The sequence below is a fragment of the Pseudomonas sp. Irchel 3A7 genome, assembly GCF_900187565.1.
Classification (GTDB): Bacteria; Pseudomonadota; Gammaproteobacteria; order Pseudomonadales; family Pseudomonadaceae; genus Aquipseudomonas.
The window spans coordinates 163,180-187,162 of record NZ_FYED01000017.1 but is presented as its reverse complement, the minus strand read 5'-3'; the positions used below and the strand labels follow the sequence as shown (position 1 = coordinate 187,162).

At 55.3% G+C, this 23,983-nt stretch carries 20 protein-coding genes; 8 read left to right on the top strand and 12 right to left on the bottom strand.

What is annotated here, in order from left to right:
- Nucleotides 1-282: 282 nt before the first annotated feature.
- Both amn and CKW21_RS25850 read left to right on the top strand, forming a co-directional pair.
- Nucleotides 283-1,782, top strand: a complete 1,500-nt coding sequence (gene amn / locus CKW21_RS25855) for an AMP nucleosidase (protein WP_170948728.1) — start codon at nt 283-285, stop codon at nt 1,780-1,782.
- A gap of 68 nt (nt 1,783-1,850) precedes the next feature.
- Nucleotides 1,851-2,486, top strand: coding sequence for a pseudouridine synthase (locus CKW21_RS25850; RefSeq protein ID WP_095196703.1), 636 nt, complete (start codon nt 1,851-1,853; stop codon nt 2,484-2,486).
- Here the strand turns inward: CKW21_RS25850 and CKW21_RS25845 are convergent.
- Both CKW21_RS25845 and CKW21_RS25840 read right to left on the bottom strand, forming a co-directional pair.
- Nucleotides 2,481-2,690 (bottom strand): DUF2788 domain-containing protein, encoded by a 210-nt coding sequence (locus tag CKW21_RS25845; protein ID WP_095196702.1) that lies wholly within the window; start codon nt 2,688-2,690, stop codon nt 2,481-2,483. The genes CKW21_RS25850 and CKW21_RS25845 overlap by 6 nt on opposite strands.
- Before the next feature lie 211 nt (nt 2,691-2,901).
- Nucleotides 2,902-3,381 carry an Lrp/AsnC family transcriptional regulator gene (locus CKW21_RS25840; protein WP_007937367.1) on the bottom strand — a complete coding sequence of 160 codons (480 nt, stop codon included), beginning with the start codon at nt 3,379-3,381 and terminating at the stop codon, nt 2,902-2,904.
- Nucleotides 3,382-3,818: 437 nt separating this feature from the next.
- On the opposite strand from CKW21_RS25840, the gene CKW21_RS25835 reads away from it, so the two are divergent.
- Nucleotides 3,819-4,865 carry a DUF6515 family protein gene (locus CKW21_RS25835; protein WP_095196701.1) on the top strand — a complete coding sequence of 349 codons (1,047 nt, stop codon included), beginning with the start codon at nt 3,819-3,821 and terminating at the stop codon, nt 4,863-4,865.
- Here CKW21_RS25835 and CKW21_RS25830 read toward each other — a convergent pair.
- On the bottom strand, nt 4,850-5,755 hold the full coding sequence (locus CKW21_RS25830) for a cation diffusion facilitator family transporter (RefSeq protein ID WP_095196700.1): 906 nt from the start codon (nt 5,753-5,755) through the stop codon (nt 4,850-4,852). The two genes, CKW21_RS25835 and CKW21_RS25830, sit on opposite strands and share 16 nt — an antisense overlap.
- Nucleotides 5,756-5,778: 23 nt before the next feature.
- On the bottom strand, nt 5,779-6,198 hold the full coding sequence (locus CKW21_RS25825) for a polyribonucleotide nucleotidyltransferase (RefSeq protein WP_095196699.1): 420 nt from the start codon (nt 6,196-6,198) through the stop codon (nt 5,779-5,781).
- Between the two features lie 361 nt (nt 6,199-6,559).
- On the opposite strand from CKW21_RS25825, the gene hrpB reads away from it, so the two are divergent.
- Nucleotides 6,560-9,076: an ATP-dependent helicase HrpB gene (gene hrpB, locus CKW21_RS25820; protein WP_095196698.1), complete on the top strand. Its 2,517-nt coding sequence runs from the start codon at nt 6,560-6,562 to the stop codon at nt 9,074-9,076.
- A gap of 45 nt (nt 9,077-9,121) precedes the next feature.
- Here hrpB and CKW21_RS25815 read toward each other — a convergent pair whose 3' ends face one another.
- The 7 genes from CKW21_RS25815 to CKW21_RS25790 form a co-directional block, all read right to left on the bottom strand.
- Nucleotides 9,122-10,381: a cysteine desulfurase-like protein gene (locus tag CKW21_RS25815; RefSeq protein ID WP_256590333.1), complete on the bottom strand. Its 1,260-nt coding sequence runs from the start codon at nt 10,379-10,381 to the stop codon at nt 9,122-9,124.
- Between the two features lie 41 nt (nt 10,382-10,422).
- Nucleotides 10,423-11,796 carry a cysteine--tRNA ligase gene (gene cysS, locus CKW21_RS25810; RefSeq protein ID WP_095196696.1) on the bottom strand — a complete coding sequence of 458 codons (1,374 nt, stop codon included), beginning with the start codon at nt 11,794-11,796 and terminating at the stop codon, nt 10,423-10,425.
- Nucleotides 11,797-11,915: 119 nt separating this feature from the next.
- Nucleotides 11,916-12,359, bottom strand: coding sequence for a hypothetical protein (locus CKW21_RS31275; RefSeq protein WP_141233024.1), 444 nt, complete (start codon nt 12,357-12,359; stop codon nt 11,916-11,918).
- Nucleotides 12,360-12,544: 185 nt separating this feature from the next.
- On the bottom strand, nt 12,545-13,498 hold the full coding sequence (locus CKW21_RS25805; RefSeq protein ID WP_170948727.1) for a DMT family transporter: 954 nt from the start codon (nt 13,496-13,498) through the stop codon (nt 12,545-12,547).
- Nucleotides 13,499-13,547: 49 nt separating this feature from the next.
- Nucleotides 13,548-14,468 (bottom strand): JmjC domain-containing protein, encoded by a 921-nt coding sequence (locus CKW21_RS25800; protein WP_170948726.1) that lies wholly within the window; start codon nt 14,466-14,468, stop codon nt 13,548-13,550.
- A gap of 43 nt (nt 14,469-14,511) precedes the next feature.
- Entirely contained in the window at nt 14,512-16,074 is a 1,563-nt protein-coding gene (locus CKW21_RS25795) for a thioredoxin family protein (RefSeq protein ID WP_095196693.1), read from the bottom strand.
- Between the two features lie 32 nt (nt 16,075-16,106).
- Nucleotides 16,107-17,498: a KamA family radical SAM protein gene (locus CKW21_RS25790; RefSeq protein WP_095196692.1), complete on the bottom strand. Its 1,392-nt coding sequence runs from the start codon at nt 17,496-17,498 to the stop codon at nt 16,107-16,109.
- 600 nt (nt 17,499-18,098) lie between these two features.
- Here CKW21_RS25790 and CKW21_RS25785 point away from each other — a divergent pair.
- Both CKW21_RS25785 and argE read left to right on the top strand, forming a co-directional pair.
- Nucleotides 18,099-18,776, top strand: coding sequence for a DUF1028 domain-containing protein (locus tag CKW21_RS25785; RefSeq protein ID WP_095196691.1), 678 nt, complete (start codon nt 18,099-18,101; stop codon nt 18,774-18,776).
- Nucleotides 18,769-19,935 carry an acetylornithine deacetylase gene (gene argE, locus CKW21_RS25780; RefSeq protein ID WP_095196690.1) on the top strand — a complete coding sequence of 389 codons (1,167 nt, stop codon included), beginning with the start codon at nt 18,769-18,771 and terminating at the stop codon, nt 19,933-19,935. Before CKW21_RS25785 ends, argE begins: the two co-directional genes overlap by 8 nt.
- 122 nt (nt 19,936-20,057) lie before the next feature.
- On the opposite strand, the gene CKW21_RS25775 is transcribed toward argE, so the two are convergent.
- A complete protein-coding gene (locus CKW21_RS25775) occupies nt 20,058-20,972 on the bottom strand; it encodes a LysR family transcriptional regulator (protein ID WP_095196689.1) in 915 nt (304 codons plus the stop codon).
- Between the two features lie 244 nt (nt 20,973-21,216).
- Between CKW21_RS25775 and CKW21_RS25770 the strand changes: the two genes are divergently transcribed.
- Both CKW21_RS25770 and CKW21_RS25765 read left to right on the top strand, forming a co-directional pair.
- A complete protein-coding gene (locus tag CKW21_RS25770; RefSeq protein ID WP_095196688.1) occupies nt 21,217-22,707 on the top strand; it encodes an aldehyde dehydrogenase in 1,491 nt (496 codons plus the stop codon).
- Between the two features lie 132 nt (nt 22,708-22,839).
- Entirely contained in the window at nt 22,840-23,895 is a 1,056-nt protein-coding gene (locus CKW21_RS25765) for an ABC transporter substrate-binding protein (RefSeq protein ID WP_095196687.1), read from the top strand.
- Nucleotides 23,896-23,983: the final 88 nt, after the last annotated feature.

Below are 23,983 nucleotides of genomic sequence, written 5' to 3'. Positions count from 1 at the left end.
GGCTTATGGGCCAGAGTGGAAAGGTGGATGACAGCTCTGCTCCCACTCGTGCTTTGAGCACCGCGGACTTACAGCTTGTCATCCACCCCTCTCACCCCAGAGTTTATCCCTAGGCCTAGACACAAGCGGGCTTGCCCGCGATAGCGGCCGGTCAAACAACATGGATGTTGGATGTGAAACCGTAATCGCGGGCAAGCCCGCTCCCACAGGGATTATCTGTGCCTCATATATTGAGGCGCATCCAACACACCACTGTTCCCGTGAAGCGACGATGCAGGCAAGATGAAGCTCTGCAAGTCAGAACACAGGATGCTGATCGTGACCGAAGCTTTTATTGTCGTTCAAACCGCCGAGCAAGCCGTGGATCGGCTTGCGCTCTTGCACAATCGTGCGACCACCGCGCTGAGTCAGGCGCTCAAGCGCTATCTCAAGGATCGTGTCGAGCCGGATGCCGAGCAGCGGGCAATGTTTCGTTATCCCGAGCTGCGCCTGACCTACCACTGCCAGGGTGAAGTCCCGCAGACCACCCGCGCTTACGCCAAGGTCCAACTGCCGGGCACCTACAGGGTCACCGTCACTCATCCCTCCGCTTTCCGTAAGTACCTGCTGGAACAGCTGGTGCCATTGATGCACGACTTCACCGTGACCGTGGAGGTCGGGGTCAGCGAGCAGAACATTCCTTATCCATACGTGGTCGAGCAGGGCGACGAACTGGCCGGTTCCGGTGTCACCGCCGCCGTGCTGGCGCGGGTGTTCCCGAGTACCGACCTGTCGGCGGCGTCCGATGGCATTGCCGATGGCCTGTACGATTGGGAAAACACCGATCCGCTGCCGCTGGCGCTGTTCGACGCAGCGCGGGTGGACTTCTCCCTGCGCCGCCTGGTGCATTACACCGGCAGTGATTGGCGCCATGTGCAGCCGTGGATCCTGCTGACCAACTATCACCGTTACGTCGACCAGTTCATCGTCCATGGCCTGGAGCAGTTGCGCAGCGACCCGCGTTTTGTGCGCATGGTGCTGCCGGGCAACGTGATCATCGAAAAGAGCATGGACCACGGCGAAGCCTCGGCCATTGCCGCCGGTGTGGTCTGGCACCGTTACCAGATGCCGGCCTATCACCTGATCGCCACCGACGGCCACGGTGTGACGTTGGTGAACATCGGTGTCGGCCCGTCCAACGCCAAGAACATCACCGATCACCTGGCCGTGCTGCGTCCGCATTGCTGGTTGATGATCGGCCACTGCGGTGGCTTGCGTCAGTCGCAGACAATCGGCGACTACGTACTGGCTCACGCTTACATGCGCCGTGACGGGATTCTCGACCGCGTGGTACCGCCGAACATTCCGATCCCGGCCCTGGCCGAAGTGCAGATGGCCTTGCAGCAGGCGGCGGCCAACATCACCGGCGAACATGGAGATGAGCTGAAGAAACGCCTGCGCACCGGCACCGTGCTGACCTACGACGACCGCAACTGGGAACTGCGCTGGGCCCAGGAGCGACCGCTGATCAACCTGTCCCGCGCCGTGGCGGTGGACATGGAAAGCGGCACCATCGCCGCCCAGGGCTATCGCTTGCGGGTGCCCTATGGCACGTTGCTCTGCGTCTCGGACAAACCGCTGCACAGCGAAATCAAGCTGCCGGGTTCGGCCAACGCGTTCTACGAGCGTGCGGTCAGCCAGCATCTGAAAATCGGCATCGAAGCGGTGGACCTGCTGCGTACCGAACTCAACTCGTTGCATTCGCGCAAACTGCGCAGCTTCGACGAGCCACCGTTCCGCTGACAGTCATGGTCATTTGGCGGTCAGGCCACTAGCATAGTGAGCCCTGACCGTTAGATGTTCCTTTGCTCATGTCTCGTCCTCAACGTCCTGTTTCCCGCCGCCCTGGCGTGAAGCCATCTCCTTCAGCAACGCGCCGTGTCGCCAAGGCGCCGCCGGCCGAGCCGAAACTGATCCTGTTCAACAAACCGTTCGACGTGCTGACGCAGTTCAGCGACGGCGACGGTCGCGCGACCCTCAAGGATTTTATCGAGATTCCCGGGATTTACCCGGCAGGAAGGCTGGACCGCGACAGCGAAGGCTTGCTGTTGCTGACCAACGACGGCCAACTTCAGGCACGCATCGCCGACCCCAGGCACAAACTGGCCAAGACCTACTGGGTACAGGTCGAAGGCGAGCCGAGTGTCGAGCAGCTGCAGCGTTTGCGTGATGGTGTGGAGTTGAACGACGGCATGACTTTGCCCGCCGATGCGCGGCAACTGGAGGAGCCCGCGTTGTGGCCGCGCAATCCGCCGGTACGCTTTCGCAAAAGCGTGCCGACGAGTTGGCTGGAATTGGTGATTCGCGAAGGTCGCAACCGGCAGGTGCGGCGCATGACAGCGGCGGTCGGGCTGCCAACGTTGCGGCTGGTGCGGGTCAGGATCGGCGACTGGACGATCGAAGGGCTCGATCAGGGCCAGTGGAAAGAAGTGCCGGCGCGGTTATAGCGTGCCGGTTTCGATCAGGCCGATCACTACACTCTTGATGATGAATGCTGCCACGCCAAGGCCCAGCACGAAGAACAGAATGAACGAACCGAAGCGCCCGGCCTTGGACTTCTTCGCCAGATCCCAGACGATGAAACCCATGAAAATGATCAGAATGCTGACCAGTCCGGTCATCATCCACTCTTCGAATACTGCAGGATCCATCGGACATCTCCAGCGTGGGCGGGGCTAAAAGGCGCTGGAGTATAAGGCATGGCGGGTGCGTAAGGTGCGGGCCTGCGGCGGTGTGTCGCAGCTATTCGTCGCTTGTGCGGGCCCCATCGCGGGCAAGCCCGCTCCCACAGGTTCTATGTTGGTCGCAACATGGTGATCGACACAAAACCCTGTGGGAGCGGGCTTGCCCGCGATGGCGTCCTCAGCTACGCAGATGAGTCAAAGGTAGTTCGGTGCTATTGAGTACCTGGTTCAACACAAAACTCGACCGCACGCTGGTCACCCCTTCAATCCGCGTCAGATGCCCCAGCAGCAGTTTCTGGTAATGGTCCATGTCCGGCACCACGACCTTGAGTTGATAGTCGGCATCCATCCCGGTCACGAGGCTGCATTCCAGCACCTGCGGCAAGGTACGAATGGCCGCTTCGAAGTTCTCGAAACGCTCCGGCGTGTGCCGGTCCATGCCGATCAGCACGTAGGCCGTCAGGCTCAGGCCGAGCATCTTGCGGTCGAGCAGGGCGACCTGGCGGGAAATGTAGCCGTCATCCTCCAGTTGCTTGACCCGACGCGAGCAGGGTGAAGGGGACAGGCCGATGCGTTCGGCCAGCTCCTGATTGGAGATGCGCGCGTCGCGCTGCAATTCAGCCAAAATGCTCAGGTCATAACGGTCGAGTTTGCTCATCAAACGGTCCCTTGTCGTATCTATTGCGGCGGATTATCTATCCAGGGTTAAAAATTGCGCAAGTGATGTTTATTTGAGCAATCTTCGCAATCCTCTGTCGGCGCTCCCAGCCTATTCTTATCACCAGAATCACTGCTCGGACAAACAGTCCAGTGCGGCTCGCCCAAACAGGCCAGCTGCGGTCGCCACTCCCACAGGGGATGAGCCGGCCCCCGAGCTACACACTGTCCAGAAGACGGCGTGAGGTGAGCCGACGTCAAAAGCGTCGAGCACGGACGAAGTTCTCAAGGGGAGGCCGACGGGTCTCCCCTTTTTCTTTGCCTGGAATTTGATCGGCCACCCTCAATAAATAAGTTGCGCGACTGATAACCTGTTGCAGAACCGGCCAATGCATCGCCAGTCTTACCTACAGGCCCTAACCCGCAATGAGGAAAAGCATGAAGTCGCGCATCTGGCGTTTGGCCGGTGTTGGTTTGCTGATTATCGGTGTTGAGGTCAGTGTCGCTGCGCAATCGCAATCGCAAGCCGATGAGCCGCAGAACCGGGGGGCCGAGGGTGGGCAGCACGGGGACGGTGGCCATCAGGGCGACAATAGTCAGGGCCGTGGTGGCAACAATCAGCCACGCCAGCAGAACAACGACATCATTCGAGGCGACAACAGTCGCCAGTTCGAGCGCGACGATCATCAAAACAACGCACAGAATCAGAATGGCGGCCAATGGCAGAGCCGTCCGCAGCCCGACTTCAACAACCCGGTTCGGCCACCACCGCCACCGCCGCAACTGCCGGCTAACGATTTACCCATCCAGGGTCGGCCCGACACCGTGCAACAGACTCAACAGCCACGGCGTGGTTACTACCAGGACCAGCCGCGGCGCAATGATCCCAACCAGCACTGGAACGGCTATATAGGCGCACCGTCCAATGACTCTCGGGGGCCTGGGCGCAGCAACGGTTGGGGCCCCGGCCCGCAGTATCGGCCCGGTCATGTGATCGACCGCTTCCCGGATCGCGACTATCGCGTGCCATACCGTGGCATGGATTACTACTATTCCGGTGGCTATTGGTATCGCCCGTTGGGCCCGCGCTATGTGGTGGTCGAGCCGCCGCGCGGGATCCGGGTCCGCTATCTGCCTGACTACGCCGAGCAAGTCTTGATCGGTGGGTCGGTGCTGTTCCTTGCCGCCGGGTCGTATTACGCCTGGCAGGACAGCACCCAGGATTACGTCGTGGTCGAGCCACCCATGAACACCGTGCAGCCGCAACCGGTCAGCAACGGTTACGACGTGGTGGCATACCCTGCCAGCGGCCAGTCGCAGGAGCAGGTCAATCAGGACGGTTACGAGTGCTATCAATACGCGGTGCAGCAGAGTGGCTTCGATCCGCGAACCGCGACCTATCAACCCGCCCCGTCAGTGGTGCAAACCTACCGCCAGGCACAGGGCAATTGCCTGAGCAGTCGCGGCTATCAAGTGAGTTTCTGAGCCCGGGCGGCTTTCACCACTTCCTGCGGGTCGGCGTGCACCAGCACTTCGGCCCGCGGATAGGCGGCGTGGATCGCATCGGCGGCTTGATCGCTGATGCCGTGGGCGACCGACAGCGTCAGCTCCCCCGGCAATTCCAAGTGCAGTTGCACGAACCACTGGTTGCCGGAAATCCGCGTGCGCAAGTCATGGGCGCCTAAAACGCCCGGCACGCTGCAGGCCAGCTCCAGCATATGCTGGCTGACATCCGGTGGCAGTTCTTCATCCATCAGCACCGCGAAGCTTTCCCGGGCGATCCGAGTCGCACTCCAGAAAATGTAGGCGGCGATCCCGAGGCCGAACCAGGCATCGACCTGATGCCAGCCAACCCCGGCCAGGACCAGTGCCACCAAAATACTGCCATTGAGCAACAAGTCCGAGCGGTAATGCAGAGAGTCGGCGCGCACCGCGTTGGAGCCGGTGGCCTTGACCACCCGATGCTGCAACATCAGCAGTGCCAGGGTCAGGCCCAGCGAGAACACAATTACCCCGGTGCTGATCCACGGCGCGTCCACCGGCTCCGGATGCTTGAGCCGGTCGAATGCCTGCAACGCAATCAGCACCGCACTGCCGCCAATGAACAGGGCCTGGGCCATGCCGGCCAGTGATTCCGCCTTGCCATGGCCGTAGCGATGATCGTCATCGGCAGGACGCAGGGCGTAATGCACGGCCAGCAGGTTGAGCAGCGATGTCACGCCATCGAGTGCCGAGTCGGTCAACCCGGCGAGCATGCTCACCGAACCACTCAACCACCAGGCGATGGCCTTGGCGATGATCAGCGTACAGGCCACCGCCACCGAGGCACGGGTCGCCAGCCGCAGCAGGCGGGCGTGTTCGGAGCTGGAGATCATGAGTGCGGCGTTTCCTTGAGCGCTTACGCGGCCGGTTGCAGGCCCAAAAGGGCCAGTTGCTGGGTGCTGCCCTTGTGCTGGATCAGGCGTGGATCGTCCAGCGGGAAGCGGCGACCCGTTTCACGCTCCAGAATAGTCTGCAACTTGAGGTTATCGACCTTGCCGTCGGCACCGATGGCTTCCTTGAGTTTTTCCGGCGCCACTTGGGCGGTCTCGCCCGGCGCGTAGTAAATCGCGCCGGTGGCGAAGTCCACGGCAAACGCGATCAGGCCGGGGATGATGTAGAACAACAGGCCCACGGCATCGAGCACGGCAATGGCCGGGTCAATCTTGCCGTCGATCTGGCCGCGGCGATCCGGGTAGAAAATCGAACCGCACGCGGTGACCTGGGTCAGCAGGGTCGCGATCAATACACCGCCAATCAGGCGAAAGGGAACACGCATAGGAAATCTCCTGAGTAATCTCAATACGAAACGTCGTCGGTATGAATTAAGACCCTGACGAACGCCCGGCAGTTCGCCGTTATACTCGGCCCGGCAGGGCGTGCCCACAGTAAATTTCGGCCGCGTCTCACCCCCACTGGGATTGTTGAGGATTGATGTTGTTTTTTTCAGATCGACAACGCGTCACGGCTGATGAATGTTATCGGGGTTCGGCCCTCCGGGCTGAAGCTGTGGACGCGCCATGCTGCGTTGCGGGACTTGGCAAGGAAACGACCCTTACCTGCGCCCCGCGCCTTGCCTGGCACGCCCACAGCTTCAACGCGACTCGCAATTTACTGTGGGCACGCCCTGGGGAGCCAGCATGATTTCTTTGCCGATTGATGAAGTTTTACCCGCCCTGCGTGAAGCCCTCGCTACACGCCACGAAGCCGTGCTCGAAGCACCGCCCGGCGCCGGTAAAACCACCCGGGTGCCCCTGGCCTTGCTCGATGAGCCATGGCTGTCCGGGCAGACCATCCTGATGCTTGAACCGCGCCGTCTGGCGGCGCGGGCGGCGGCGGAATGGCTGGCCAGTGAACTGGGGGAGAAGGTCGGCGAGACCGTGGGTTATCGCATTCGGCTCGACAGCAAGGTTGGCCCCAACACCCGTATCGAAGTGGTCACCGAGGGCATCCTCACCCGGCGTTTGCAGGACGATCCGGCGTTGGAAGGCGTAGGCCTGCTGATCTTTGACGAATTCCACGAACGCAGCCTCGACGCCGATCTGGCCTTGGCCCTGAGCCTCAATGGCCGGGAGCTGTTCCGTGATGACCAGCCGCTGAAAATCCTGTTGATGTCCGCCACTCTGGAGGGCGAGCGCCTGGCCGGGTTGCTTGACGATGCGCCGATCCTGCGCAGCGAAGGCCGCATGTACCCGGTGGCGATGCGCTGGGGTCGGCCGTTCCAGGCCGGTGAATTCATCGAGCCACGGTTGGTACAAACCATTCTCGAAGCCTTGAACGATGAAACCGGCAGCGTTCTGGTGTTCCTGCCCGGGCAGGCGGAAATCCGTCGCGTTCATCAACAATTGACCGACGCGCTGGGTGAGAACACGCAGATTTTGCTCTGCCCGCTGCATGGCGAACTGGACCTGTCGGCGCAGCGTGCGGCGATCGATCCGGCACCCGAAGGCAAACGCAAAGTGGTGCTGGCGACCAACATCGCCGAGACCAGCCTGACCATTAACGGTGTTCGCGTGGTGATCGATGCCGGGCTGGCGCGGGTGCCGCGTTTCGATCCCGGCAGCGGTATGACCCGCCTCGACACACAACGCATTTCCAAGGCCAGCGCCACGCAACGCGCGGGCCGCGCCGGGCGACTGGAGCCGGGCGTGTGTTATCGCCTGTGGTCGCAGGATCAGCACGAACAACTGGCGGCCTACGGCAGTGCGGAAATTCTCTCTGCCGACCTTGCCGGGCTGGCGTTGCAACTCGGCCGTTGGGGCGTAGCGCCGGGACAGTTGGTCTGGCTCGACGTGCCACCAGCCGCAGCCTATGCACAGGCGCAGGATCTGCTCGAACGCCTGGGCGCCCTGGAAGGCGAAGCGTTGACCCGTCATGGTCAGGCCATGGCGGAATTGCCGGCCCATCCGCGCATCGCCCATTTGCTGTTGCGCGGGCAGGCGCTGGGGCTGGCGGACATGGCCTGCGACGTCGCGGCGCTGCTCGGCGAGCGGGACATCCTGCGCGGCGCCGGGGCGGATCTGCACAGTCGACTGACGCTGGTGTCCGGCGAAGAGCGGGCGGCACGTGGCGCTCAGGGCGGTGTACAACGTGCCCGGCAACTGGCGCGACAGTATCGCGGTTATCTGCGCGGCAAGGCGTCGGAGCCGGTCAGCGATCCCGACCATCCGCGCTGGCTCGGCGCGCTATTGGCGCTGGCCTATCCGGATCGCGTGGCCCAGCAACGCCGGGCCGGGGGCGCCGAATATCGACTGGCCAACGGCCGCGCCGCGCTGTTCGCCGAAGCGGACAGCCTGATGAAGCAACCGTGGCTGGTCATCGCCGACCTCGGCAGCCGACAGGGTCAACGTGAAGAGCGGATTTACCTGGCGGCGGATTTCGATCCTGAATTGTTCGATTCGGTGCTGGCCGAGCAGGTGCGCTGCGTCGATCAACTGGATTGGGACGAACGCGAAGGCGTGTTGCGCGCCGAACGCCAACGCAAGGTCGGTGAGTTGATCCTCAGCCGTGAACCCCTGACCGGGCTCGACGAAACCGCCCGCAGCCAGGCACTGGTGAATCTGGTGCGGCGCAAAGGCCTGGAGCTGTTGCCGTGGACCCCGGAACTGCGACAGTGGCAAGCGCGGGTCGCGTTGCTGCGCCAGTTGGATTTGGCCAGCAAGGCTGAAAGCGAATGGCCGGATGTCAGCGACGCCGCACTGCTCAAAAGCCTCGAACACTGGCTGATGCCGTACCTGGGCAAAGTTTCGCGGCTCAGTCACTTCGCCAATCTCGACCTGTCGAGCATCGTTCACAACCTGCTGCCGTGGCCGCTGCCGCAACGGCTCGATGAACTGGCGCCACATCACTTGAGCGTGCCCTCGGGGTCGTCGATTCGTCTGGATTACAGCGAGCAGCCGCCGATCCTGGCGGTGCGGTTACAGGAACTGTTTGGCCTGGCGCAAACCCCGCGCATCGCCGGTGGCCGGCAAGTGGTGAAGTTGCACTTGCTGTCCCCGGCGCGCAGACCGGTGCAGGTGACCCAGGACCTGGCGAACTTCTGGCGCAGCACTTACGCCGAGGTGAAGAAAGATTTGAAGGGGCGCTACCCGAAACACTATTGGCCGGATGACCCGTTGGTGGCTGAGGCCACTGCACGCATCAAGCCGCGTAAGTGATCAGGGAGGAATGACTCACTTGTGGTGTGAGGCATTACCTTTAACTCAGGTGTTCGGGCGAAGTGTGTACATTGCTGAGAGAAATCGCTCTATATCTTCTTCTGACGTATATTGGGAAATGCTTACTCGGATCACGCCGTCTTGATCATCAAGCTTCAATTGTTTGATGGTTTCCGGGCTGAAGTTATTGCCATGCCATAAAAAAATGCCCTTTTTCGCCAGTTGTAGAGCAATGAGTTCACTGCGCACTGAATGTACGGTGAAGGAAATCGTTGGTGTTCTTAGATGGAGCGTTGAAGGGGCGGTATACCCATGGATTGTAACGAATTCCATGGCCTGTAAGCCTTTGATGGTTTTTTTTAGAAGGCAAGTTTCATGTTTAATGATTGATGTCATTCCGGCGACTATCTGCTCACGTACTCCGGAATGCTTGGCGCATCCGCCGAATTCCTTGCCTATCCACTTCAGGTGTTCAATTGCGCCAAAAAGTCCAGCGATTGCTTCTCTATTTTTTGTGCCGGTTTCAAATTTATATGGAGGCTTGTTAATAGTAGGGCGGAGTTTGTAGGGCAGTAGAGATTCTAGTAGATCCAGACGTCCCCATAGGATGCCTTGATGAGGTCCGTAAAGCTTGTGAGATGAGCAAACAACGAAATCGCAGCCCAGGGACTGAACGTCTAAAATGCCGTGTGGGGCAAAATGAACGGCATCAACATAAACAAGTGCACCAAATTTTTTGGCTATTGTGGATACTTGTGCAATGTCGTTGATTGTTCCGGTTACATTGTTGGCGTAATTCAAGGCAACAATTTTGGTGCGGTCATTAATAATAGAGGTCGCAATACTGGCATCAAAACCGTAAGTGCAAAGATTAAAAGGTAGCCACTTTACAATAAGTCCGGAATCATTGGCCAGCTCTAGCCATGGTGAAATATTGGATTCATGATCTGATTGAGTAAGAACTATTTCGTCTCCCGGCTTCAGGCTGCGTCCCAGGCATCGCGATATGTTATAAGTGAGCGTCGTCATGTTTTGACCAAAAATAATCTCCTCGGTCTCATATGCGTTGAAGAAGTGCGCAGAGGCTTTTCGTGCCTCTTCTATTTCAGTCCCGGCTCTTGAGGAGGTCATAAAAAGACCTCCCAAATTGGCATTGTGATTGATACAGGCTTTAACGCTGGCATCCACAGAGCGTGTGCACATTTGGGTTCCCGCAGCACCATCTAGAAAAATAGAATTCTTTAGGTTTATGTCGGAAAAAACCGAGAATTGTTGCCGGATGCAGTTTATGTCCAATGTATACACACTCCTAAATGTTTGGATCTACCTGTCAGTACGCTAAGTGCTCAGTCGTGTTTCGTGTCTTTGACTTGTATCCCCTGTTTCAGTAGGAGGTCTCTAATGCGGTCTGCTTCAGTCCAGTTTTTTGCTGAGCGCGCCGCGTTTCTTGCGGCAATTAGTGGGGCGTACTCTTCGCTTGAATCAATGGAGTCATTCTGGAATAGACCAATGCCCAAAATTTTATCGAATACGCTTAACAGGTCAATTCGCTCTGCATCGTTCAATTTGTCAGCTTTAATAACTGACCAAAGTTCTGCAATTGCGCTGGGCGTGTGTAGATCGTTTTTTAGATGTCCAAAGAATCTATCTAAGTAAGTATCGTAGTGCTGAGAATGTGTGGATCCGCTCACGGTACCTTTTTTTTGAATGGCAAGGACTCGATTTCGAAGTTTTAGCAGCGCTGTGGTTGCAGAGTCCAAAGCTTTCCACGTAAACATCATTGGGCTCCTGTAATGGGAACCTAAAACGAGATATCTAAAAGCTAAAGGGTCATAGTTCCTGGCGGTTAAAGTATCAACTGTGAGAAACTCGCCCTTGGATTTTGACATTTTTTCTGCATCAATATTGAGGAACTCACAGTGAAACCAGTAGTTGACCCAGCGATGACCAAAGCAGGATTCCGATTGTGCAATTTCATTAGAGTGGTGCACACTGATATGGTCTACACCACCGCAATGGATGTCTACATGCTCTCCGAGAATTTTACTGGCCATGGCTGAGCACTCAATGTGCCAGCCTGGAAATCCTGATCCCCATGGAGACTCCCACTTCATTACCTGATTAGGGTATTTGGAGGTTGAGAACCATAATGCGAAATCAGACTGATTGCATTTTAAAGGATCGTGAGCAACTCTATCAGTCGCTTGTTGTTCTTTGAGTTTCAGTCGGCCGAGCTCGTGATAACTGGGGAATTTTTCGACATTAAAGTAAACATTTCCAGCGCTTAGATAAGCGATTCCTTTTGTGATAAGTCGCTCAATCATTGAGATTATGTCGCTGATGTGTTCAGTTGCCCGGCAAACAACGTCAGGGCGTCGGATACCTAACATACGACTATGTCGGAAAAATTCATCTTCGTAAAAACGAGCTATTTCAAAAGGTGTCTTATTTTCACGGGCAGCTCCTAACATGAGTTTGTCGTCCCCAGAATCGGCATCTGATTGTAGGTGACCAACATCGGTAATATTCATTACGTGTTGCACGCAGTAACCGAAATGTCTAAAAGACTTTGTTAGTATGTCTTGAAAGATATAGGTGCGCATATTTCCTATGTGCGCATAGTGGTAGACCGTAGGGCCACAGGCGTAGATGCCGACCTTTAGCTCAGTAATAGGTTTGAATTGTTCCACTGACCTGCTCAGTGTGTTGAATAGTTTCATTGTTCAGGACTTATGGGGGTGGTTATTTTTGATGGGTGAATAGAGTTGGATGCGTTGTCGAGGCTGTTTGCTGGCTGGGTCTGTGAGGTATTACACTGAGTTAGGTTGAGTGTTGAATGTTATGTTGGTGTTACATCGAAGAACCCACCTCTTTCCGATTCTTTTGCTCGAATCCAGAGATAGTCATCATCAATTACAGTTGGGTCTTCGTGTGCTAAATAGATGAAGCCATAGTTTGTAAATATATTAATTGTTGGCGCAACGGTGTCAGCGACTTTTGGAGCCCGGATCATTTTTTGAAAACTCGGTCGAGCAGAAAGCTCATCCAGCCATCGACGATGGTGTACGGTGCCGGATACGGAATTTATCATGGCGATGACTTCAAATTGTAAATGTGCGCGTTTAGCATCGTGCAACATTGAATAAAAGGCTGTTGAGTCTGCATAACATGCCGCGCAAAGATTGATGCAGTTAACTCCGCATATTTTCGATATCGTCGTCAGTTCTTGAGTCCCCATCATTCTCGCTGCCCATTCGATAAGAATCGGACCCTTTTCGGTCACCATTATTTCGAGGAACGATGGGCCAAAGATTCGCCGAATGCATTCAGGCTGGTATAAAGCATAGTCTTCAGGTTTAAAGCTGTTGACCCCGTATTGTAGAACTTTAGTCGTGGGTTGAATGTGATCGCATGTTGCATCTCTAAACTTTCAGCTCTTCAACTAGAAGTTCTAAAGTTCGATGCGTATCAACGATTGCCGCGTATTTGATATTTGGTTTCCTCGTTCTTGATTTGTTTTAAATGGGAGTGACTATTATGGGCGGCAGCTAGACAAATAATTACCACGCCTGCAAGACTGAATTCTGAAAACTCGAGTCTTGAATCAAATGACTGGAATGCAACTGTGAACAGCGGCGCGGCCGCTAAAACCGCCTGTGTGGTGACCGGTTCACATCGCTTTATTCCTTCCTGTAGTAGATAAAACGGCAGAATAACGCCAAAAATGCTCAGCCAGAATAGTGGTATGATATATTCAAGTGCCTTAGCTAACTCGATTTGATTGTATAGTGAATATGCCCCCGTAATTACTAATAGGATGTAGAAGCGATGAGCGCAGATGAAGAGACTTGACACTCCATGGTCTGCTAGCCTCTTGGATGTAATGGATACAAGCGCCATGGCTATGCCGCAAATAATCATCACGAAATAGCTCTCTCTGGCTTGTAGGGAGTCAAGCTCCTCCTCTAATGCAGTATGTCCATTAATTGATATCCAGGCCAAATAGATGCTAGCTATAGCTATAATGATCGTTGCGATATAGTCGGCCCTGATTAGGGTTGTGGATGGACGGATAAATTTGATCAGCGTGAGTGTTGCTATTATTCCTATGCCGCCTATTAACGCACTAACAATTGCTGGTTCAAACCACTTTAATGAAAATGTGAATGCAATCCATAACGCTGCTGAGCTGAAGTTCAGTGTCAATAATAGGAGATGAAATTGTTTTCTGTTTTTGATTGATTGAAGCTTCCCGTTTCTGGATTTGAGGTTGGTAACATGAAGCAGGAAACATATCGGCCAGGCAATAGCGAATAGTATGAATGCCACTACGGTGCTATCAAGCTTTTGCAGTATGATTCCGAAGTAAACCTCCTTTGCCCCGTCTAATGCATTGACCAGTAGTAGTGCAGAGATTCCCATCAGGAAAGTTCGTGTAGTGTTCATTGTAGGTTTTCACTAGGGATATTAGTTATATTGGCGATAGATTTCTTGTGTTTCCTTTTTTGGATGATTTGTACCTGTGCAGCAGGTCCTCTGCAGAGAATTCTATTGAAAGATTTCTCATTTTATTAAGGCCCTTTTGAATGATATTTAATAAAATGTCGTCATTGTTCGTGGGGTGGGTTGCAAGTGGGTGTGCCCGCAGGGCCTCTACGGAATGTAATTGCTCTAGCACAGCATAAGAAATAATATCTGCGATGGTGGGAGGGTTTATAACAAAGCCAATGGAGAAGGACTCTTCATGGGAAGTGGTGCTGTGCCAGTATCCTCGAGGCATGAAAGTAGTCGTTCCGGGGCGCACAAGATGTTCTTCATTCTTAGTGGGCATTTCGCGTGGTAACTGAGCGCCTGTATATGGATGTCTACCGTTTTGATAAAATCTGTTGGGGTTGTTTGGAAAGTAAGGGTATATCGGATCGGGAAGCGAGGTGTTTTCTGCAAAGCGCCAGGTTTTTTCGCCTTTAATTTGGATCATGAAGTTAGTTTCATGGTCGAAATGAGTTGCAACCTCCACATCTCGGTTAGCTGCAAACGCTTCGCAGCTGACGTACTGTCTAGGAACAGCAAGTGTATGGGCCAGGTCGTCACATGCCGAGGAAATAGCGGGGATGACTTCCATGTTTTTTATGTAAATCATCGCCTCGCCATTGGTGTGTGCGGATAAAGCCTCGAATTTATCGGATACAGAAATTCGTTTTCCTCCAGGGAACAGCAAGTCCACAGAGTCGTTCAGAACACTGAGTAATTTCTCGATGTCATGCAATTCTTCCAGTGATGATAACTCTGTAAATCGATTCATGTCCCCTTGTAATACGTAGGGAAGTGTCGGCCAGTGTTTTTCTAGGAAATACTCGTTATGTACGCCAAACATCTGTTGGATAATGTTCATGGTTTTTCCTGGGCAGGTTCGGCGCGCTCTGCGCGCCGAATTTTTAGGCAGTGATTCGCTCGACTTGTTTGGTCGATGTATCTTTCGGCGATGCATTTTCGCTGTTTTTGATGTATTTGTTATAAACCTCAAACAGCTCATCGCTTCGTTCTTTTAGTTGGTAAGTGGCATTGGAAAAGAGCCTGTCCTGAGTTTCTCGGGGTAACCCGATCATTTCACCTTCGGCGCGCCCAAGTGCATTAAACAGCAGCTTGGCAAGAAACTCCGTTTCTGTACGTTCGTGGCCAATGCGTTGACAGATTGTTTCGATTACAGAGGCGTGGTCATGAAAGTGCCAGCCTAATCGGCAAAGGCGAAACCTTACCGATACTGCAGAGTCTTCCCACCAGCTTAGGGTCGCTTCGAGTTCGGTGTCTGAGATGCCGGAAAACTCCTCCACTAACTGGTGGTGTCGCTTTTCCCACAGCGTAAGGAGGGACTGGATGCTACCGAAGTTGTGAGGAGGGGGACCATACTTTTCCCAATTGGTGAGCGTCGGACTGACACCGGCTTTGTAGTTTGAACTGGATCGACTGGCTTCCAGAGTCGCCCGAATGGCGGGGGCATGAGCCCAGAATTCTGCCATTACGCAATGAACGATATTGTTTCTGATTGTCCTTTGTTTCCCGAGCGTGAAATTCTGATGAAAATGTTGCTGATCGTATTCAGTCGTATTTAATCCAATAAGAGTGCCTTGCAACTCTCGGAACGCGATTTGCCAATCACGAATTATCATCTGGGCTCGACTCAGATTTTGTTCTTGTGCAGCACGTTCATGCCCAGCCTCAGTCGCGACGTCTTTCAGCATCTGAAAAACCCCCAGGCATAACTCGCGCAAGCAGTCGGTGTAATGAACCCAACCTCCTTCGCCCTGTGCGCCGGGCCAGTCAGCCATGAGTTCTTGGTCGGGCACTTGGACTAGAATTTCGCAGAACCGTCGTACTTCACTCACGATAGCAGTTTGTGCGATTGCTTCTGCTGGCATCACGTCTTCTGGGTACCGACCGCGGTCTTGTGCAACCGGCAACCAGTATTCGGCCTCTTGTGTTGTCACGCTTCCAGGTGCGGAATGAGTCAATGCTTTTCTCAGCAATGAGTCTGCCGCGCAATAGTGGAAAGAAGACATAGCCTGCTTCGCTAATCCGATTGACAATTGAGCCACGGTATCGTTGGCGGATATGTCTCCGGGCACATCGTGGTGAACTCGGCAATAACCAAGATCGAGACGTGTGTGTAATGGTGCACCCAGAAACTTATGATAAATATCCCCATCGCTGGAGATAAGTTGCAGGGCTGGCGACATGATAAAGATATGACTGCCGACGAGTTCGGATACCCGTGGATTCGGTCCAGGGTTTTCTACTTCAACCCAAACCGGAATTGTATAGTTTGTGACAGCTGCAATAAGTTGAAGGTCATTGAATACGGATGTTTCTAAACGCTTGCATCCCTCGCATGATTCGCTATGGAAATAAATCAGTATTGGTTTGCCAGTTGATTTTGAAGACTCTATAGCTTTTGAATAGTTGGTGTGAAGTGTCCAATCTATCTTATTGTATTTTGCCATTTTTCTGATCTCGCCTCGGTTGTATTTTGTATTTATTTCACACGCTCTTGCAGGTGTTTTATCAGCTCGGCGCGAGCTGCCGGGTCAGTCCAGAATGACTGAGCACTGGGCGATAAAGTATGGAGCGGGTCGCAGTAAAGAAATAATTTGTCCTTTTTTACCGCCGGTGCGCTATAAACAGTTATGCCCAATGTTTTGTCTTGGTAGTCATAGCTATGTATGTCGCGTTTACCACCTCCACCTGGCAGGTCTACTATAAAGTTAGGCGTGTTATGGCCTGCAATCATTCCTCTCGTGGCTTTTTCTAGTTCTATGGTTTCATTGATACTGTTTCTGAGCGTTTCTACACCGCGAATCATATCGCCTTGAAATACGTAGTACGGTCTGATGTTTAAGTAGGCGAGAGATTGATTTAGTCGTTGTATTTCTTCCGTTGTGTTATTAACACCTCTTAACATGACCGCCTGATTCCTCACCACCACTCCTCTCTCATATAAGATGCCGAGCGCTCTGGCGGTGATGGCGGTTATTTCGTTTGAATGGTTGAAATGCGTGTGTATGGCAATTGACTTTCCCATTTTTCGGGCTTGGTCAGAAAGCCTTGAGATTGCGTCCGTCCACTCAAGATCTGTCTCGATTTTCATAGGGAGCACAGCCAGCCCTTTTTTTGCGAATCGCATACGTCTTATATGGGGAGTGTTTAGCAAGCGCTCGCCAATTTCGGTTATTTGCCGAGCTTTGAGTCGATACGCATCTCCCCCGGAGATAACAACATCCTCGATGTTGTTATTCGATTCTATGTACCGGAATGCGGGCTCCCAGCGTTCGGTTGAACTATTTATTTTCTTTTTTGTAATGCTATCAGTATCAAGGCCAACGGCATAACTACGTGTACAGTACCGGCAGTAAACCGGACATACATGTGTTGCCAGGAACAGGACGCGATCCGGATAACGATGGGTAATCCCGGATGCTGGTGAATCGTCTTGTTCGCCCATAGGGTCTAACTTCAGCAACGGATGGTCTGGTTCCATTTCCGAAGCAAGTGGTAAGAACTGGCGCCGGAGGGGGTCGCAAAGGGCGTTGTTCCAATCAATCAACGATAGAATGTAAGGGGTAAGTCTGATAGACATCGGTGCGAGTCTGTGCCCGTCTTCAAGGTCTTTCAAGAAGGCATCGGTAACTTGATTTTTGATCAACTGCTCCAAGCCCGAGATATTCGTGACTGCATTTTTTTCTTGCCATAGATGGTTGTGAAAAAGTTTTGAATCAACTTCTTTCCAGATTGGCAGTTGTTGCCAGAATGCATCGTTCCGAAAGTTGTATCGGGAGGTTGAGTCTTGTGTGGCTGGTTTTTTATTTTCGGGTGCAGATGAGTTGGTCAGAACGATAGGTGCAACTGTATCGTGGTTTGTATTTGTCATTGTGTTGTGCCTTGGTCGCGCCCTGGTTCGAAGACGGCGAGAACAATAGCAGTACTTTGTCGGGAGGCAAGTATGAATATGCTTGAATTGAATGGGGATGTGTAACTGAATAATGTTGATTGTAGATGTTGGGTTTTATTGTTGGTTTTGGAATTGTTTCACGAGTAAGTGAAATTGTTTCCCTGTGAGTCGCGTGAAACATTTTTTATTGTTGAGTGGTCGTTTTTGGGGGGGCGGTGATAAGTGTTGTCCTATTTGTAATGTATAGATCAGTGCAGGCCTAAAGTGATATTGCAGGTCGTCACGAGGTCGGTGTTTGTGACTAACCGTAAATAAGATATAAGCGTTTATGTTTTTTGGCGATTTACCACTTAGAGCAGCCGAACGCGTGACGGCAGGGTGATCCAGCAAGCGACATCGCTGTTGATGTTCACCTGGGATGATGGGCGGAAAGTGTGTGCTGTGTTCTGTTCTTGTTATCCACCGGCACCCCATAGCCAGTTTTTTCCTACCCCAAAGCCACAAAAAACCTGCTTTCTCCCTTTCCTGTGCATGAACAGAATACGAATCCGCATGCACAGGAAACCTAAGGAGTGAGCCATGACGTTCTCAATTATCGGGCGTTGCCCTGAAACCGGGCAGCTCGGTATTGCCATCAGTTCTTCAAGCATTGCGGTAGGCGCGCGTTGCCCTTGGGCGCGGGCGGGTGTCGGGGCTGTCTCTACGCAGAACATTACGTTGCCGGCGTTGGGAGCGCAGATACTGGATTTGCTGGAGCACCAGCATCTGGAGGCCGGCGCGGCGCTGGACAAGGCGCTCAATTCCAACGGGTGGAGTCAGTACCGGCAGGTCACGGTGATCGATGCGTCAGGCCGGATTGCATGCTTCAGCGGCAAGGAGTCGTTGGGCGTGCATAACGCGGTGAAAGGCGAGCAGTGTGTCGCGGCGGGTAATCTGCTCAGCGATGTGCGGGTCATCGAAGCCATGGTCGCGGCGTTCGAAGCCGAGCCCGGTCAGTTGGCCGATCGTTTGCTGGCTGCCATGCACGCGGCCATGGCTGCCGGTGGTGAGGCGGGACCGGTTCACTCCGCGGCGCTCAAAGTGGTGGGCGACTACACGTGGCCCATCATCGACTTGCGGGTCGACTGGGCCGAGGAAGATCCCATCGGACAGATGGACGGGCTCTGGCAGGCGTATCGACCGCAAATGCAGGACTACCTGACCCGCGCGCTCAATCCGACGGCTGCGCCGAGCTATGGAGTGCCTGGGGATGAGTAATGCCTCCAGCTGCGACCTTCTGGAACGCCTGGTTGGTTTCGCCACTGTCAGCCGGGACTCCAACCTCGAATTGATCCGCTTCATCGAGGCGTATCTGGCCGGGCATGGCGTTGAGAGTGAGCTCCTTTATAACGAAGAAGGCACCAAGGCCAATCTGTTCGCGACCATTGGCCCGCTGAAGTCCGGCGGGGTAGTGCTCTCCGGTCACACTGATGTGGTGCCGGTTGAGGGGCAGGCCTGGACGGTTGATCCCTTTCAATTGACGGAAAAGGATGGGCGCCTCTACGGTCGCGGCACGGCTGATATGAAAGGGTTCATCGCCTCGGTGCTCGCGGCGGTGCCGGTCTTTGTTCGGCGGCCGCTTCTTGCCCCAGTGCATCTGGCGTTTTCATACGATGAAGAAGTGGGATGCCTGGGGGTAAGGCCGATGCTTGCCAAGTTGCAGAAACGGCCGTACAAACCCAGGCTCTGTCTGATCGGCGAACCAACCGAGCTCAAGCCTGTGCTGGGTCACAAGGGCAAACTGGCGATGCGCTGCGAAGTGCGCGGTGCTGCTTGCCATTCCGCCTATGCGCCTTATGGCGTCAACGCGATCGAATACGCCGCGCAGCTGATCGGTCGGTTGGGCGCAATCGGGGCCGAACTCGCGCATCCCGATCGCCATGACGAGCGTTTTGATCCGCCGTATTCAACGGTGCAAACGGGTGTCATCAAGGGGGGCCGGGCGCTGAACATTGTTCCGGCTGAATGCGAATTCGATTTTGAAGTGCGGGCGCTGCCTGACTTCGATGCCCAGGACGTGGCCAGCCAGTTGCAGACTTACGCCGAGGAACAATTGTTGCCCAGGATGCGGGCCGTGCAGGCGGACACCGACATCAAACTGCGGCCGTTGAGTGCCTATCCCGGTTTGGCGACTTCACCCGAGAGCGAGGCGGCGCGCCTGCTGGCGATCCTGAGCCAGTCTTCAGCCTTTGGCACAGTGGCCTTTGGGACCGAGGGCGGTCTGTTCGATCAGGTCGGAATTCCCACAGTGGTCTGCGGCCCTGGGAGCATGGATCAAGGGCACAAGCCCGACGAGTTCATCGCGCTGGAACAGTTGAATGGCTGTGATGCGATGCTGATTCGATTGGCTGATTATTTGTGTGACGCTGTCATTTAAGGGTTCCCCCGAACCCTGTGGGAGCGAGCCTGCTCGCGAAAGCGGAGTGGCAGGCACATTGATGTCGGGTGTGCCGACGACTTCGCGAGCAGGCTCGCTCCCACAAGAGGAGCGGGTCGATTTCAATGAGCAACCTTCTGGCTCAACTGCTCGCGGCAAAAGTCCACGAACAATTGCGCAGGCTTGGTCAGTTGATTGCGTTTGAGGCGGGCGCAAGCCAGTCCGGAGGTTGAGACCGGTTCCTTGATATCGACCGTCACCACCTTTTTCCCATCGTAAGTGCATTCCGAATGCGGGCGGGTCACGAGGATGGAAAAGCCGAATCCCTGACCGACCATGCCGCGCACCATCTCGATCGAAGGCGAGCTGAACACGATGTTCGGCGTCAGTTCCAGTTCGTGGAACAGGCTGACAAAGTAGGTTCGGCTCGGCTGCACATCGAGAAGAATCATTGGCTCCCCGCACAGATCCCTCAGCGATACCTCCTTCTGATCAGCAAAACGATGCCCTTCAGGCAGCAGGACGTAGGGTTTTTGCGGTGGCATCAGTGGCGTGGTTTCTATGGTGCTGTCGAGCCCGTGATCGTAGAGGAAGGCGACGTCGAAAGTGCCTGCGGTCAAACCTTGGACCAGCTCCTGCTGCTCGCCGTCGCGAATGCGAATGTCCACGCCCGGATACAGCTTGCGAAAGTCTGCAATGAGCTGTGGCAAGTACAGCGGGGCAACCGTCTCGAAGCAACCGATGTCGATCTGTCCGGACACCGTATCGTTATCGGCCAACGCATTCTGCTCAAACTCCCTGGCCATGCGCAGCAGCTCTTGCGCCTTGTGATAGAAACGCGTGCCGGTGGGTGTCAGGGAAACGCCCTGGGCATGGTGGCGGATGAACAGCTGGACATTGAACGACTCCTCCAGGCTTTTGATCGCCGTTGAAACCGATGGTTGCGCGATATAGAGCTGTCTCGAAGCCTGCGCCACGCTGCCGGCTTCTACCGTGGTGACGAAGTACTTGAGTTGTCGCAAGGTATAGGAAGCCACACGCACCTCTTTTTGCTCTGCTTGCGGTGAGAGCCGGGATGGCTCCTGTCGCGCGAATGCTTGACTGAACCTTACCCTATGACGGTTCCGGGCTGGTCCAGCGCTTGCCCAGTTTTTTCTTATACCCGGAGCATATTTTTAATAATTTTCCTCTGGGCACGGTTGACGCACTATCTCTCCAACCACTGATATCTACCCCGACCAACTACCCCGACCACCCTGGCGGTCGTAAAGGGAGCGTAGCGTGTTCGACCTCGACTATTGGCAGCAAAGAGCTGCCCGGCAAACTTTCTCAGACAAAGCCTTGATCGATGGCCGGCAGGTAGCTGCCTCTTCAGGCGCAACATTCGATTCCATCAACCCTGCGACCAATCAGTTGCTGGCCCGTGTCGCTGCCTGTGGCGAAGTGGAAGTGGAGCTGGCGGTTCGCAGTGCGCGCCGGGCCTTCAACGAAGGACCTTGGGCACGCATGGCGCCGGTCGAGCGCAAGCGGGTGATGCTGCGTCTGTCTGAACTTGTTCTTGCGCACCGTGAAGAGCTGGCGCTGCTGGATTCGCTCAACATGGGCAAGCCGGTGATGGATGCCTACAACATCGACGTCCCGGGCGCCGCCCATGTATTGGCCTGGTATGGCGAGTCGCTGGACAAGCTGTACGACCAGGTCGCGCCCACCGCGTCATCGGCGTTGGCGACCATCACCCGTGAAGCACTGGGTGTCGTCGCGGCGGTCGTGCCGTGGAACTTCCCGCTCGACATGGCCGCCTGGAAGCTGGCGCCGGCCTTGGCTGCCGGCAATAGCGTGGTACTCAAGCCTGCCGAGCAATCACCCTTTTCGGCATTGCGTCTGGCGGAGTTGGCCCTGGAAGCCGGTTTGCCGCCAGGCGTGCTGAATGTGCTGCCCGGGCTGGGTGAGTCCGCCGGCAAGGCGCTGGGCCTGCACCCTGATGTCGATTGCCTGGTGTTTACCGGTTCGACCCAGGTGGGCAAATACTTCATGCAGTACTCGGCGCAATCGAACCTCAAGCAGGTCTGGCTCGAGTGTGGCGGCAAGAGCCCGAGCCTGGTGTTCGACGATTGCCAGGATCTGGACCTCGCGGCAGAGAAAGCCGCATTCGGCATCTTCTTCAATCAGGGGGAAGTCTGCTCGGCCAACTCTCGCCTTTATGTGCAGCGTTCGATCAAGGATGAGTTTATCGAGCGGCTTCTGGAAAAAGCCAAAGGGTGGATGCCTGGCGATCCACTGGACCCTGCGAGCCCGGCGGGCGCCATCGTTGATGCGGGCCAGGCCTCGCGTGTGATGAGCTTTATCGAGCGCGCCAGGGAAGACGGGGCGAGGCTGCTGACTGGCGGTCGTCGCTTGAGCTTCAATGGCTCCGACAATTTCATCGAGCCGACGATTTTTTCCGACGTCCCCCACGATTCGCACCTGTCACGTGAAGAGGTGTTCGGGCCGGTGCTGGCGATTTCCACCTTCGACACCGAAGAGCAGGCGGTGCAACTGGCCAACGACAGCATCTATGGGCTCGCCGCTTCGGTATGGAGCGATGATCTGAATCGCGCGCATCGCGTCGCTCGCGCTCTGAAGGCGGGCACTGTGTCGGTCAATACCGTGGATGCCCTGGATGTGACCGTGCCGTTCGGGGGTGGCAAACAGTCGGGTTTCGGCCGTGACCTGTCGCTGCACTCGTTCGATAAATATACCCAGCTGAAAACAACCTGGTTTCAATTGCGTTGAGCTGACTTGATAGTTTGATTACGAATTAACAATAAAAAGATGTCCTCGCGCGGCTGGTTATGCGCGTGTTTACGGCCGCGTGGTCGTGACTGCCTCAGTAACTAATCACAATTAAAAAGTGAGGGAGCTTCTATGTTCAGATATTCGTCTTCGAGCGTTACAGCGGTCGCGGGTTTAACCGCGTTAATTATATTCACTGTGCCACTCGCCGCCCATTCGGAAAGTCTTACGGTTATTTCGTTTGGTGGCGCGACAAAGGCCGCGCAAGAGGGTGCTTACTTCAAACCCTTTGAAAAAAGCGGTGCTGGCAAAGTTGTAGTCGGCGAGTACAGCGGCGAACTTTCCAAAGTGAAGGCCATGGTGGATGTGGGCCAGGTCAGTTGGGACGTTGTCGAAGTTGAAAGCCCCGAGCTCCTGCGCGGCTGCGAAGAGGGTTTGTTCGAGCGGCTGGACCCGGGACTGATCGGCGAAGCGGGCAACTACTTGCCTGGCGCGGTCAGCGAGTGCGGTGTGGCCAGTTACGTCTGGTCGATGGTGCTCGCCTACAACTCAGGCAAGGTTGCCGCGACGCCGACCTCCTGGGCAGACATGTGGAATCTGCAGCAGTTTCCAGGCAAGCGCGGCTTGCGCAAGGGCGCCAAATACACACTGGAAGTGGCGCTGCTCGCCGATGGCGTCAAACAAGCTGACCTCTACAAAGTGCTGGGGACCAAGGAAGGGGTGGATCGGGCGTTTCACAAGCTTGACCAGATCAAGCCTTCGATTCAGTGGTGGGAAGCCGGTGCCCAACCCCCTCAATGGCTAACGGCGGGCGACGTCGTCATGTCGGCCGCCTACAACGGCCGTATCGCAGTCGCACAAAAGGAAGGCTCGAAACTCGCCATTTCATGGAACGGCCACCTTTACGATCCTGATCACTGGGCCATCGTTCGCGGCAGCCCGAACAAGGCGCTTGCCGAGCGCTTCATTGTGTTCGCCAGCCAGGCGAGCGGCCAGAAGTCCTTCTCCACGCAGATTCCCTACGGCCCGATCCGCAAGGACGTGCTGGCGCAGCTGCCGGCCGACACGCTGTCCCAGCTGCCCACGGCCCAGGCCAATCTGGCCGAGGGGCAACTGGTGGATGCCACCTTCTGGGTCGATCACGGCGAAGAGCTGGAGGAACGCTTCAACGCCTGGGCGGCCCGCTAAGCCGTTCGGGTCGCCCATCGCGATTCCAGGATGAGACGCGATGGGCGAAACGTGAGGCTGCCGGGAAACCGGGGCCTCGCTCATTCAT